This is a genomic window from Xanthomonas populi (genome assembly GCF_002940065.1).
GTDB classification, from domain to species: Bacteria; Pseudomonadota; Gammaproteobacteria; order Xanthomonadales; family Xanthomonadaceae; genus Xanthomonas; species Xanthomonas populi.
The window spans coordinates 32,204-44,761 of the sequence record NZ_MDEJ01000016.1 but is presented as its reverse complement, the minus strand read 5'-3'; the positions used below and the strand labels follow the sequence as shown (position 1 = coordinate 44,761).

11 protein-coding genes, 1 other RNA gene and 2 pseudogenes are annotated in these 12,558 nt (G+C 63.6%); 5 read left to right on the top strand and 9 right to left on the bottom strand.

Annotated elements, in window-relative coordinates; all coding sequences use genetic code 11:
- Positions 1–804 (bottom strand): hypothetical protein (locus tag XpopCFBP1817_RS23890; protein ID WP_425479057.1); only part of this gene is annotated, 804 nt, incomplete at its 3' end.
- Here XpopCFBP1817_RS23890 and XpopCFBP1817_RS23835 point away from each other — a divergent pair.
- Positions 784–885, top strand: a complete 102-nt coding sequence (locus XpopCFBP1817_RS23835) for a helix-turn-helix domain-containing protein (RefSeq protein ID WP_244171053.1) — start codon at positions 784–786, stop codon at positions 883–885. The genes XpopCFBP1817_RS23890 and XpopCFBP1817_RS23835 overlap by 21 nt on opposite strands.
- On the opposite strand, the gene XpopCFBP1817_RS04350 is transcribed toward XpopCFBP1817_RS23835, so the two are convergent.
- Positions 878–1,795, bottom strand: a complete 918-nt coding sequence (locus XpopCFBP1817_RS04350; protein ID WP_158251270.1) for a TAL effector repeat-containing protein — start codon at positions 1,793–1,795, stop codon at positions 878–880. The two genes, XpopCFBP1817_RS23835 and XpopCFBP1817_RS04350, sit on opposite strands and share 8 nt — an antisense overlap.
- Before the next feature lie 453 nt (positions 1,796–2,248).
- Between XpopCFBP1817_RS04350 and XpopCFBP1817_RS23885 the strand changes: the two are divergent.
- A pseudogene (locus tag XpopCFBP1817_RS23885) lies at positions 2,249–2,431 on the top strand (transposase); the annotation flags it as partial.
- Between the two features lie 11 nt (positions 2,432–2,442).
- Here the strand turns inward: XpopCFBP1817_RS23885 and XpopCFBP1817_RS21520 are convergent.
- On the bottom strand, positions 2,443–2,700 hold the full coding sequence (locus XpopCFBP1817_RS21520; RefSeq protein WP_158251269.1) for a helix-turn-helix domain-containing protein: 258 nt from the start codon (positions 2,698–2,700) through the stop codon (positions 2,443–2,445).
- A 53-nt stretch (positions 2,701–2,753) separates the two neighbouring features.
- Here XpopCFBP1817_RS21520 and XpopCFBP1817_RS04335 point away from each other — a divergent pair.
- A pseudogene (locus tag XpopCFBP1817_RS04335) lies at positions 2,754–3,282 on the top strand (helix-turn-helix domain-containing protein); the annotation flags it as partial.
- Between the two features lie 115 nt (positions 3,283–3,397).
- Here XpopCFBP1817_RS04335 and XpopCFBP1817_RS04330 read toward each other — a convergent pair.
- Complete coding sequence (locus XpopCFBP1817_RS04330) at positions 3,398–4,144, bottom strand: murein L,D-transpeptidase catalytic domain family protein (protein ID WP_128416145.1); 747 nt, start codon at positions 4,142–4,144, stop codon at positions 3,398–3,400.
- A 101-nt stretch (positions 4,145–4,245) separates the two neighbouring features.
- On the bottom strand, positions 4,246–5,553 hold the full coding sequence (thrC, locus tag XpopCFBP1817_RS04325) for a threonine synthase (RefSeq protein WP_128416144.1): 1,308 nt from the start codon (positions 5,551–5,553) through the stop codon (positions 4,246–4,248).
- Between the two features lie 143 nt (positions 5,554–5,696).
- Between thrC and XpopCFBP1817_RS04320 the strand changes: the two genes are divergently transcribed.
- A complete protein-coding gene (locus XpopCFBP1817_RS04320; RefSeq protein WP_128416143.1) occupies positions 5,697–6,011 on the top strand; it encodes an EthD family reductase in 315 nt (104 codons plus the stop codon).
- Between the two features lie 74 nt (positions 6,012–6,085).
- On the opposite strand, the gene XpopCFBP1817_RS04315 is transcribed toward XpopCFBP1817_RS04320, so the two are convergent.
- The 3 genes from XpopCFBP1817_RS04315 to XpopCFBP1817_RS04300 form a co-directional block, all read right to left on the bottom strand.
- Positions 6,086–7,054: a homoserine kinase gene (locus tag XpopCFBP1817_RS04315; RefSeq protein ID WP_128416149.1), complete on the bottom strand. Its 969-nt coding sequence runs from the start codon at positions 7,052–7,054 to the stop codon at positions 6,086–6,088.
- A 41-nt stretch (positions 7,055–7,095) separates the two neighbouring features.
- Entirely contained in the window at positions 7,096–9,603 is a 2,508-nt protein-coding gene (thrA, locus tag XpopCFBP1817_RS04310; RefSeq protein ID WP_128416142.1) for a bifunctional aspartate kinase/homoserine dehydrogenase I, read from the bottom strand.
- Positions 9,604–10,196: 593 nt separating this feature from the next.
- Positions 10,197–10,272, bottom strand: a non-coding RNA gene (locus XpopCFBP1817_RS04300) — sX9 sRNA.
- Between the two features lie 388 nt (positions 10,273–10,660).
- On the opposite strand from XpopCFBP1817_RS04300, the gene XpopCFBP1817_RS04295 reads away from it, so the two are divergent.
- Complete coding sequence (locus XpopCFBP1817_RS04295; RefSeq protein ID WP_128416140.1) at positions 10,661–11,083, top strand: XVIPCD domain-containing protein; 423 nt, start codon at positions 10,661–10,663, stop codon at positions 11,081–11,083.
- Between the two features lie 9 nt (positions 11,084–11,092).
- Here XpopCFBP1817_RS04295 and XpopCFBP1817_RS04290 read toward each other — a convergent pair whose 3' ends face one another.
- Complete coding sequence (locus XpopCFBP1817_RS04290; RefSeq protein WP_167393824.1) at positions 11,093–12,520, bottom strand: sugar porter family MFS transporter; 1,428 nt, start codon at positions 12,518–12,520, stop codon at positions 11,093–11,095.
- Positions 12,521–12,558: the final 38 nt, after the last annotated feature.

The window sequence follows — 12,558 nt, the reverse complement described above, 5'->3', positions numbered from 1 at the left end:
AGGCGGGCGCGGTGAGAGATGCCCCGTACACACGTTGTATGGCCGGCGAATCCAACGCTGATTCGCAACGCTGTTGAGGAGCTGCTCGCAGAAGACTTCTAGGAGGGGGGAATCGGGTATAAGGGGAGGATGTCGGACCGACAGCCGAGTAGACGATTCGGAAATGCAGGTCCGCTGCAACTTGATCAAGATGTGTGCTGGTGAAATCGCTGCCGTGATCGACATGGAGCGCATCGGGCATGCCGCTGACGGGCCATTGCCGATCCAAATTTTCGCCAGATCGCCTGCCGCAGGGCGAGCGCCGTTTGTAACGATGAAGCCGCGCCGAGAAACACCATGTAGGCCGCGACGGCCCGAATGATCGTCGATGACGGTTGTCAGCCAAGGGCGGACCGGCGCACCGTTCGAGTCCAGAAACAGGATGTCGCATTCGGTGTGGTCGGCCTGCCAGACCGCATTTGGACGCTCGGCACGGTGCCGATAGACCATCTCGAACCGGTTGCGATACGCCGCGTGACCCTCGCGCGTTCGGTTCCTGACGCGCGCGATATTGCGGATGCGCTGGTAGAACGCGGGGTAAAGCTTGCCCTCGGCGCAAGCGTGTACGACCCGACAGACCCGATGGGGAAGATGTTTTTCAACATCGTGGCGACCTTCGCAGCGTTTGAGGCTGACCTGATCCGTATGCGCACCCGTGAAGGGATGGCGATTGCACGTGCCAAAGGAAAGCTCCGGGGCAAGCAACCGAAGCTTTGAACCAAGCAACAGAGAGAACTGCGCCGGATGCACGACAGGGGCAACCATTCGATCAGTGATCTGGCGGAATTGTTTTCAGTTTCACGCCCCACGGTGTACCGGACCCTAGCCCGAAACGCCGTTACGTAGGCATGTCATCCGACACGGCCCGGAATATAATCTGCAGATGTCTGGCGATCGAATCGTAATCGGTCCACGTGATTCGATTTTTTTCGTAATCGTCAGTGGCGTCCTCAAAGATTCCATTGGCAGCGTTGCGAAGATCGCGCCAGTTTTGTTCATGAAAGAAGCGTTCGACATGTTCCAGTAGGGCATCGTACGTCCTTGCGCGCTGGAGCTGCCCCGGCGTACCCGCTGATCGGCCTAGTCCTTGCCGCATTTCAGTCAAATTCTCTGGTCCGAACGCGGGCCCTGGGCGGTGCAGTGCGGCCGTGCGCGCTATTTCGTCCGGTGATCGTCGATCGTCGGTGTTGGTACTGACACCGTACTGCGTGGGCGCAGGGCCAGCAGAAACGAGGGCCTGCACTACTTGAGAAGCGAAGGCATGCACTGCTTGAGCGCCATCATCACGACCTGCGATCCGTGCGATGTCGGCGGCAATGTAGCCGGCATCCATGAGCATGGGGCCAAGATCGTTGACCACGCGCAGGGCCTGCTCACCGCCAGGGTGTCCTGCGATCCGTGCGATGTCGGCGGCACTGTAGCCGGCATGCATGAGCGTGAAGCTAAGATCGTTGACCGCGCCAAGGGCCCGTTCACCGCCAGGGTGTCCTGCGATCCGTGCGATGTCGGCGGCACTGTAGCCGGCCCGCATGAGCCTCAGGCCAAGATCGTTGACCGCGCGCAGGTTATCTGCACCGCCAGGGTTTCCTGCGATCTGTGCGATGTCGGCGCGACTGTAGCCGGCCTGCATGAGCGTGGAGCCAAGATCGTTGACCGCGCCAAGGGCCTGTGCAACGCCAGGGTGTGCTGCGATCCATGCGGTGTCGGCGGGACTGAAGCCGGCATCCATGAGCGTGGGGCCAAGATCGTCGACCACGCGCAGGGCCTGTGCACCGCCAGAGTTTCCTGCGATCCGTGCGATGTCGGCGGTCTCTGCGGGCCTCGAATCACTATTGCGCACTGTTCTGAGGCGGCGTGAGGATGACGCTTCACCTTCGGCCGAGGCGGTTGCCCTCCGTTGTCTATTTCCCTGAAGACAACCGATCCAGCGTCTAAGGCCTTTCAGCAAGCCAGCGGGCTCAGCTTGCGAGGAAGGAAATCGCGAATTAGCGGCGTTGCCTGCATCATTGCCCGTCGCTACAGGGGGCGAATCCTGCACGGGACTTGTTGGTCTGCTAATCGGAGATGTCGCCATAGCCCATCCTCTAACCGTTGATCACCTTTCTAAGCTACCAGGACCGAATTATCTTGCTTGGGCGCAAACGAAGTTTCCAACAAGAATGCGCACTGATGCGCCCAGGGTTTCCTAGACATCTCATAGCCATGGGAAATGGTCGATTCGGAGGTGTCTATGAGCAGCAAGCGCTACACGCAAGAGGTCAAGGTCGAGGCGGTCAAGCAGGTCACTGACCGTGGGCACTCGGTCGCCGATGCGGCAGGTCGGCTCCGCATATCGATCCATCGTCTGTATGCCTGGCGGAAGCACGACGCGAATCGGTCATCCACGCATCCGGCGGCAAGCGATCAGGCTTCCGAACTGCGACGGGTCAAGTCGGAGTTGCGGCGTTTCGAGCCGATGGCGTGCTTGAGATCGGCGTTGAGGGGCGCCTCGGGCCCGCCTGACGCATCACCATCGATCACGCGTCGCACTGTCGGAGATGACAGCCCCGTCAGTTTGACGATCTGCATCAATCCATGGCCAAGGCGATGCAGTCGAACCCCTTGTTTGCGCCGTTCGTGCAACCGATCCAGCGTCTGATGCCTTGCGTCCTCTTTGTCCATTGCAGCCTAAGAGTATCAGGGTAAGAAAGTTTAGATATATTTTCACCGTATCAATAAGGTCCGGTGCGCTGCGCAGGCGCGCACGCTGGCTGATGTCCGCCGTCAGGTCACTGGCTTTGTGTTGCCGGGCGACTATGTGAGGCTGACCGAAACCGCGCAGCACCGTCACGATATCGAAGCCATCATCGACAGCCGGACCTGCGGCACGCCGATAACACAGGTGCGCCAGTTGCGCGATCACTACCCGCAGCTGGAACGCAAGCTGCTGCAGCGCGCCAGCATGGAACTGGCCACCGCGCAGGACACCGGCCTGTGCTGGCGCGCCTGCAACCCAGCGAACGGTTGGCGCATTTCCTGTTGCGTCTGGCTGCCCGCTCCACCCAGCCCGGCGCCATCGGCGACACCGTGGTGCTGCCGATGAGCCGCAGCGATATCGCCGACCAATCTCGGGCTATCGGGGAAACGGTGAGCCGCACCTTCACCAAACTCAAGCAATAGCACCTGATCGCGCTGCCGCAACTGCACCTGGTGCAGATCATTGATTACGCCGCGCTGCGTGGCTTGGCGGGCGATACGGTTTGAGGTGTGGCGGTGGAGTGGCTGAGTGCGACGCATCGCTCAACAGCGCGATCGCCGATTCGATGAAAGCGTGCTCTTCAAACGGCTCGGGCCGTCATCGGCTGCACTGCAAGCCCGATCAGCGCCCACCCACGGTCGCACTCGCCACCGACGCGCCACATCCGACACTCAGCAACCGCGATTGACGCAACCAGGCACGGTCCGGGTAGTAGGCAAACACGAAGGCGCCTTCGCGCAGGGTATCGATCAACTGCCTGGCCACCGCCGGACGCACCGCCGGGCAACCCAGGCTGCGGCCGAGCCGGCCGTGCGAGCGAATCACGGCCTCGCTGACATACGGCGCGCCGTGGATGACGATCGCGCGATCGCGGGCATGGTCGTTGAAACCGGGCTCCAGGCCCCTGAGCCGCAACGAATAACCGTTGTGTCCGGTATACGACTCCTGCGCAGTGAATGCACCCAGGCTGGACTGAAAACTACCGTCGTCGTTGGAAAACTTCGCCGCCAGATTGCTACCGGTGTTGCGCCCGTGCGCGACCCACTCCTGAAACAACAACCGCTGCCGTGCCAGATCGAACACCCACAAGCGGCGCTCGGTCGACGGCCGGCTGTAGTCGATGACGCTGAGCACGCGCTCGTCGCCAACCTGCTGGCGCTGCCGCGCGCATTGCAGCGCCTCGGCAGCCAAGGCCAGCACCTGGCGGTCAAGCGACGGCGCCTGGCGCGCCAACGCATCGACCAGGCCCAGGCGCGGTGCGCCCAACGGCGGCACAGTGGAGGCGGACATGGCATCGACCGCGCTGGACATTCCAACCGCTGCCCACCCGCACAACGCAGCAGCAACGGCGATCACTCGATAAGACATGCAACAACCCGCATCGGACGCGGCGCCATGGTCGGACCGCACCCCCTACCAATAGCCGCATCTGCGGCACTTTCCAACCCCGGCAGGCTGAACGCGTTGGGTTAGGCCGCATCCGCAAACAGGCGCTGCCGAAAGGCGGCGTAGTCCGGCGCAAGCGTTTCGGCATGTGCGGGACGCTGCAATAGCGCGGCCAGCGCCGGTGGAACCTCGACGGCGCGGCCGATCAACGGCTCCACCACCCCCTCGAACTTCGCCGGATGCGCGGTGGCCGCCACCGCCCAGTCGCTGGTGCCGCCTTCGGCCCCTTCGGCGCGCAGTTGTTCGAGCACATGCACGGCGGTGGCGGTGTGCGGGCAATGCACTTCGCCGTAGCGCGCAAAGCGCTGCTGCACGGTGTGGCGGATCGCCGCATCGTCCACCGACAACGCACGGAATGCCTCACGCAATGCGGCATCGTCGCCCTGGTAGAGCCAGCGCAGGCGTTCGAAGTTGCTCGGCGCCCCCACGTCCATCGCATTGGCCAGCGTCGCCACGCTGGGCTGCGGCGCGTAGTCGTCGCCGGAAAAATAATCCGGCAACACGTGATTGGCATTGGACGCCAGCGCGATGCGGCCCAGCGGCACACCGAGCGCGCGCGCCAGGATCGCCGCCAGCCCGTTGCCAAGATTGCCGGTGGGAACCACCAGATTCAGCGCAGCGCCCGCGCTGGCATGGTGTTGCAGAGCGGCGTGCGCGTAGTAGCTCATCTGCGGCAGCAAGCGGCCCAGGCTGATGCTGTTGGCCGAACTCAGCGGCACCTGCGCCTGCAACGCGGCATCGTTCAAAGCCTGCTTGACCATCGCCTGGCAATCGTCGAACGAGCCGGCCACGCGCAAAGCCTGGATGTTGTCGCCAAAGCAGCCCAGCTGATGCGCCTGGCGCGGCGACACGCGGCCATCCGGATACAGCACCACCACCCGCAAGCCTGGCTGGCGATGAAACGCGGCGGCCACCGCAGCGCCGGTGTCGCCAGAGGTGGCGACCAGGATGGTGAGCGGGCGGTCTTCGACGCGGCGCAGCCGGGTCAGGCAGGCGGCTAGAAAGCGCGCACCGAAATCCTTAAACGCGGCGGTAGGCCCGTGAAACAGCTCAAGCACGTAATCGCCGGGCGTGCCTAGTGCCATCAACGGCGCCGGGAAATCGAACGCTTCGGCGCAGATGGCCGGCAGCTCGGCTGCCAATACATCGCCCTCGAAGAACGGTTGCAGCAACGTGGCGGCGGTGTCGGCCAGATTGGTGCCGGCCGTGAGCGTGCGTGTCGGCGGCAAGGTCTGCGGCACGTACAGGCCGCCATCGGGCGCCAAGCCAGTGGCAATCGCCTGGCTCAGGCTTGCGGCAGGCGCGCCGCCACGGGTCGAGAGGAAGTTCATGGTGACTCCAGACAAGACGAAAACGGGGCGTTGCCCGTGAGTGAGAGTGCCGAACGTGACGGCATGGCCGCTTCCCGCCGAGTGGTCGCCCGACGAGGGCGGTGCGGCGCGATGCTGCGCGCACCTTCCAGTTGAGTCGGCAGATGATCAAGGTCAGCGTGATGTACCCGTACCGCGATGGCGCCCGCTTCGATCACGCCTACTACCGCGACAAGCACATGCTGTTGGTGAGCGCGCGGATGGGCGCGGCCTGCCTCAGTTATACGGTGGATAAAGGCATCAACGGCGGCGAGCCGGGCAGCACACCGCCCTTTATCGGCATGTTCCACATCTTCTGCGAATCGGTGGAAGCCTTCGGCGCCAGTTTCGGACCGCATGCCAAGGAAATTCTGAGCGACATCCCCAGCTACACCGATCTTGCGCCGGTTATGCAGATCAGCGAGGTCGTGGTCGGCTGAATGCTGCGTCGCAGGTTGCACGGCATGCGTGCCGTGCGCGGGCGATCGATCAAGAACGGCATGCGCGCGATGCCTCATGCGAGCAACCGCGCGGCCGGGCTGGAGATCGGGGAAACCCAGTGCTGGCTACCCAGGCCAACGTCTGCGAATGCGGCTTGCACAGCGGCCGCCGCAGCTTCGGCGGCCGCGCGCGATTCAAACCAGGCAAACACGCTGGGGCCAGCGCCTGAAATGCTGGCACCCAATGCATCGTGATCCAGCGCGGCCTGCTTGGCAGCGGCAAATCCGGCGATCAACGGTGCGCGGCGTGGTTCGATCAGCACATCGCGCAGGCCCGCACGGACCAGGCCCGCATCGCCGGCATGGCAACCTGCCAGCACCAACGCCAGGTTGGCGCTCTGCGCGACAAACTCGCGCAACTGATAGTCGCCAGCCAGAACTTCGCGTGCGCGGCGTGTTTCCAGCACCGCGTCCGGATGCACCAACAGGCTGTGCCACTCAATCGGCACGCTGATCGGCACCAGACGCTCCAGCGTGCAAAGTACCAACCCGCCTAAAAACAACGGGCCAAGATTGTCGCCGTGGCGGCTACCGCTGGCCACCGCCTCGCCATCCAATGCGTGCTGATAAAGCTGCTCGTTGCGCAGCGGTTCGTCCAGTAGCGCATTGGCGGCGACCAACGCCGCTACGCACGACGCAGCAGAGCCTCCCATGCCCGAACTCAAGGCGATGCCTTTGTCGATCTCGATTTCAAAGCCGAATGGCAGCGCGAACGCTGCGCGCAACGACATCAAGGCGGCACCCGCCGTGTTGCGCTCGGCCTCCAACGGCAAGGCCACAGTGGTGCCACGGATGACGGCGATGCGCACCAGTGGTGCATCGATGCGTCGCACCATGACGGTGTCGCCGACGCCGTCAATGGGATAACCGAGCAGATCGAATCCCACTGCCACATTCGCAACAGAGGCTGGTGCGAAGGCGCGCGCTTCACGCAGCCCTCGCGTCGCGGTCGCCACGTGATTGGCTTCGGTTGTTTGACTTATCGCCGTTTGATTTACAGCCGCCTGGTTTGCAACCGCCTGATTCACAACCGTGCCCCCTCGCCCGCGGCCACGCGCAACAGATCGGCAAATACGCCTGCCGCGGTGACTTCCGGGCCCGCACCAGGCCCCTGCACCACCAACGGGTTCTCGCAATAGCGGCGCGTGGTGAACTGCACCACGTTGTCAGTCAGGCGCAGATTGGCGAATGCGTGATCGGCAGGCAGTTCGACCAGGCCAACGCTAGGGGCGCGATCCGGCGGCAACTGCGCGACATAACGCAACACATTGCCGCGTGCACGCGCGCCGGCCAGGCGCTGTGCGAACGTGGCATCCACCTCATGCAGGCGCACCATGAAATCGTCCACGCTGGCCTGACGCAGTGCTTCGGGCACCAGACTCTCGACATGCACATCTTCCAGACTGATCTCGCGCCCCGCTTCGCGCGCCAGGATCACCAGCTTACGCGCTACGTCCACACCGGACAGATCGTCGCGCGGATCCGGTTCGGTATAGCCCATGCCGCGCGCCTGCGTCACCAGCTCGGCGAACGGCACGCTGCCATCGTATTTGTTGAACAACCAGGCCAGCGTGCCGGAGAAAATTCCTTCGATCGAGGTCACCGCATCGCCGGTATCGACCAGATCGCGCAGCGTGGTGATCACCGGCAATCCCGCACCAACGGTAGCCTCATAGCGGAAACGCGCACCGCTGGCATCGGCCGCCGCACGGATCGCCTGATAACGCTGCAACGGGCCGGAGCCGGCCTGTTTGTTCGGCGTCACCACATGGATGCCGGCGGCCAACCAGTCTGCATAGCGATCGGCCACTTCCGCGCTGCCGCTGCAATCGATGATCACCGTATGCGGCAGATGCGCCGACAACAGATGCGTGGTGAAACGTTCCAGATCGGTGGCAGTGGCTGCGGAAGCAAACGCATCGCGCCAATTGCCGACCAGGCCACGCTCGTCGAGCAACATGCGGCCGCGCGAAACCACTGCGCGCAGACGAAGATCAATGTTGGCCTTGCCCAGCAACTGCGGTTGCGCGATGCGCAGCTGATCCAGCAACGCCGCGCCCACATTGCCCGGCCCGATCACGCCTACCGAGAAGGTCTGCGGCGACAACCAGAAGCCGGCATGCGCCGCGCGCAAGGCCTTGGTCGCATGCGCCGCGTCGATCGCCACCGAGATATTGCGCTCGGACGAGCCCTGCGCAATCGCCAGGATATTGACCTGAGCACGCCCCAAGGACTCGAACAACCGCGCCGCCACGCCCGGCTGCCCGGCCATGCCATCGCCCACTGCGGCCAGCACACTGATGCCGGTGGTCAGCTGCACGCGCTGCACCTGGCCAACCGTGAGTTCGTGCGCAAATGCCTGCAATAAGGCATTACGCGCACGCTCGGATTCGTGCTGCTTGACCACGCAACAGATCGAATGCTCGGACGAGCCCTGCGAGATCATCACCACCGACACCTGCGCCAGGCGCAGCGCCGCAAACACCCGCTCGGCCGTACCCGGCACGCCGATCAGCCCGGTACCCTCCAGATTGAGTACCGCCAGATCCGGGCTCAAAGTCAGCCCCTTGATCGGCCCGCTTACCTTGCTGCTGGCGGTGATGCGCGTGCCCGGATGTTCGGGCTGAAAGGTATTGCGGATGATGATCGGCAAGCCGCGCTCGATCGCCGGCGACATGGTCTGCGGATGCACCACCTTTGCGCCGAAATACGCCAGCTCGCACGCTTCATCGTAGCTCAGCGTTTCCAGCTGCACCGCTTCAGGCACCACGCGTGGGTCGGCCGACAGCACGCCATCCACGTCGGTCCAGATATGCAGCTCATCGGCATCGAATAACGCTGCAAAGATCGCACCGGAATAATCGCTGCCGTTGCGGCCCAGCGTGGTGATGCGGTCGGCGCGGTCGCGCGCCACAAACCCGGTGACCACCACGCGCGTCTGCGGGTACGCTTGCCGCCAGGTTGCCAGGCGCTGCGCGCTGATGTCCCAATCCACATCAACGCCGAGTTCGCCACGATTGACCACCAGCACATCGCGCGCATCCAGCACTGCGCAATCCTCGCCAAGCGCGCGGAAATGATCGCCGAGCAACTGCGCCGAATACACCTCGCCCAGGCCTTGCACGCGATCGAGCACCTCACGCGGCAATTCGCCAATGACCGCCAATGCGCCGAGAATCTGCGCCAGATGCTCGAAGCGCTCGTCCAACCACTCCACCGTCGGCCCGGAATGCTCGCCTAACAAGGCCACCGCCGCACCGCGATGCCGCGCACGCGTTTCATGCCAGCGCTCGCGCCATTCGGGGCGGTTATGTGCGGCCAGTTCCGCCAGCGCGATCAAGGCGTCGGTCACTCCCTTCATCGCCGACACCACGGTAACCTGCACCGACTCGTCGCGGGCGAGCAACAACTGCGCCACATGCCGGTAGCGCTCGGCATCGGCCACCGAGGTGCCCCCAAATTTGTGCACCACGGCGCGCGCAGCGAGCGCGGGAACAGCAGCGGGTTCGAGCGAAACAGCAAGCGATGACATCGACAGACCTCGTTAGAGAGGCCCCGTCCGCTTCAGGCGAGAGAGGGAGCCCCCCGCATCCTGATCCGGGTGCGGGGCCGTTGTTTTCGGAAATTACGCGAAGACGACGGACCGCACCGGGCGAATGGTGGCGGTGGTAATGGTGGTGATAATGCCGGCCACGCCCGCACCCGGCCGCAGATGCGGCTGACAAGGGAGCGAAGCGATGACAGAGGCGTTAGGCATGCATGCAAAAGACATCACCAGGCCGAACGCTGTCAAGTACCGCGTAGCACGCTCGCCGTGCATGGATGGACGCCTATACAGAAAGCCTTGCAGGACAAAGATTTAAGCGACGCAACCAGCAAGCGTTTGATTGCCATGGAAACTTTTTATGCACCGGGCCAAGCGATACTTGCGCAGCCTTCGTATCGCCGAGACCGGTGCTGCGCCACGTTGGAGTCGGCACAAATGACCTTGCCCGCATGGCAAGAACCGCAGCGAGATCTTCCACGAGGCGTGGCCAGTGATCTGGGTGTCGTCGCGCATTCGCCTTCCAATTGCCGCCTGACGCTGCATGAGATTCAGATCCAGCAAAAGTCGGTTCTCCGGGTGGCTAACAACACGTAGCCAGCAGCCCTACGGTGGGTGCGGACGCCGCGGAAGAAGCGCCGTATGCGAGTGGTACATGCCGCACCGAGCACCGGCCGCGCGCCCCTGGCAGTGAGCGCAGGAGTGCGCCAGCCGCTCTTGATCGGTGCAGGCTTCATGCCGCTGCCATCGCCAAGGTCCACAGGCAGCGCTTCCCACGGGACGCCCTGCTGCAGACGCCGTCCGATCTGTCAGCGACCGCGTTCGCAGCCGCCTTGGAGGTAGAACTAACGCCGGTGGAGACGGCCTTGATAGTTGTGCAAGCCAGAAACCAACCCTTGGCGGAGGGCTACAGTTGGATCCACGCCATCGAGCCCTTGCTGGCTTACCTGACCGAAGACTCGCGTCTCCCACGGGATGCAGCCCAGGACCGTCACCCACCTGACATCCGGATGATCTGAAGGGCCTTGGCCTGGGTCCACGACAAATGGAGCGCAACGGCCTGGACCTGGGGACTGCAAAAACCTTCACCATGACCGCTGGCCGCCAGGGTGGCAGGGACTGGGTCCGATTCAAGAAGGCCGGCGAAGTGACCAACCCGTCACCTGCCACGGCCCCGGAACGTTCCCGCTCTTCCGAATCATCGGCCACATCCAGCCTGAGCCGCGCTGACCAGACGTTGCTGGAGCAGATCCGCGGCAAGGTAGGCGAGGTAGACAAAGCCAATGGCCGCACCTTCGATGAAACGAGCGAACGGATGTGCAACAGCCTTCTGGCGACGGCGAAGGACGGAGGGATGACGCGCGTGGACCATGTGTTCTTGAGTAATCAGACCGACAAACTGCCTGCAGCGCATCAAAGACCGCGCAATGCGCGGCCTTCTTCGTCTTCCATGCCTATATATGCATAAAAAACAAAATCAACCTCCCATCTGCTCCAGCTCCTTGCCCTTGGTCTCGTAGACGTACTTGAGCACAAAGAACACCGAGATGAAGGCGGCGACCGTGTAGATGCCGTAGGCACCGGCAAGACCGATGCTGCCGAGCAGGATGGGGAAGCTGACGGTGATGGCGAAGTTGGAGGTCCACTGCGCGGCACCGGCAATCGCCAGGCCCGAGCCGCGGATCTGGTTGGGGAACATCTCGCCCAGCATGACCCACATCACCGGGCCCCACGAGGCGTTGAAGAACACCACGTAGACGTTGGCGGCGACCAGCGCGAGCATGCCCATCGCATCGGACATGGCCAGCTTGCCGGTGGCATCCAGCGACGCGGTCGCGAACGCATACGTCACCAGCGCCAGCGACACCGCCATGCCGACCGAGCCGATCCACAGCAGCGGCTTGCGGCCGATCTTGTCGACCAGCATCACCGTGACCAGGCAGGCGCCGATGCTGAGGCCACCGGACAGCACGTTGATCAGCAGTGCGTCCTGCTCGGAGAAGCCCACCGCCTGCCACAGCACGGCGCCGTAATAGAACACCACATTGATGCCGACCAGTTGCTGGAACACCGCCAGGCCCACGCCGATCCAGACGATGGAGCGGACTTTGCCGGTGGCCTTGTTGATCAGGTCGGAGAACTTGGGCTTGTGCTGGTCGGCCGACAAGGACGCCGAGATTTCGCTCAGCTTGGTCTGCGCGGCGGCGTTACCGTACAAGCGTTGCAACACCACCAGCGCCTGTGCGTGACGGCCCTTGACCACCAGGTAGCGCGGGCTTTCCGGGATGACCAGCAGCAGCAACAAAAACGCCAGCGAGGGAATCGCCTGCATCCAGAACATCCAGCGCCACGCAGCCTGCCCGCTCCATAACGGCTCGGTCGAGGCACCGGCGGCATTGGCCAACAAATAGTTGCTCAAAAACGCGCAGAACAGCCCGCTGATGATGGCGATCTGCTGCATCGTGGCGAGCCGGCCGCGATAGCGTGCGGAGGCGACCTCGGCGATGTAGGCCGGCGAGATGACGCTGGCCGCGCCCACCGCAAAGCCGCCCATCACGCGAGCGAAGATGAAGAAGCCGGAGCTGTGCGAGGCACCGGCGCCAATCGCCGAGACCAGAAACAGCGCAGCAGAAATGATCAGGACCGCGCGGCGGCCCCAGCGGTCGGCCAGACGGCCGGCGAAGAAGGCGCCGATGGCGCAACCCAGCAGCATCGAGGCGACGTCGAACCCGGTCTCGGCGGCACTGGAATTGAAGGTCTGCTTCAGGCCATCGACAGTGCCGTTGATCACGCCGCTATCGAAACCGAACAAAAAACCGCCGATCGTGGCCACGCAACTGATCAGGACGATAAAACGGGTGTTCTCACCGGCATCGGGGGCGCCGTTTAGGCAAACACTGGACATGGGGTCACCTGGAAGCATGCAAAGGAGCGGCCACGGGG

Coding starts and splice junctions, on each gene's coding strand:
- XpopCFBP1817_RS23835 (WP_244171053.1), top strand. CDS start 784: ATGCACGACAGGGGCAACCATTCGATCAGTGATCTGGCGGAATTGTTT.
- XpopCFBP1817_RS21520 (WP_158251269.1), bottom strand. CDS start 2,700: ATGGACAAAGAGGACGCAAGGCATCAGACGCTGGATCGGTTGCACGAA.
- XpopCFBP1817_RS04330 (WP_128416145.1), bottom strand. CDS start 4,144: ATGTCTTATCGAGTGATCGCCGTTGCTGCTGCGTTGTGCGGGTGGGCA.
- thrC (WP_128416144.1), bottom strand. CDS start 5,553: ATGAACTTCCTCTCGACCCGTGGCGGCGCGCCTGCCGCAAGCCTGAGC.
- XpopCFBP1817_RS04320 (WP_128416143.1), top strand. CDS start 5,697: ATGATCAAGGTCAGCGTGATGTACCCGTACCGCGATGGCGCCCGCTTC.
- thrA (WP_128416142.1), bottom strand. CDS start 9,603: ATGTCATCGCTTGCTGTTTCGCTCGAACCCGCTGCTGTTCCCGCGCTC.
- XpopCFBP1817_RS04295 (WP_128416140.1), top strand. CDS start 10,661: ATGGAGCGCAACGGCCTGGACCTGGGGACTGCAAAAACCTTCACCATG.
- XpopCFBP1817_RS04290 (WP_167393824.1), bottom strand. CDS start 12,520: ATGTCCAGTGTTTGCCTAAACGGCGCCCCCGATGCCGGTGAGAACACC.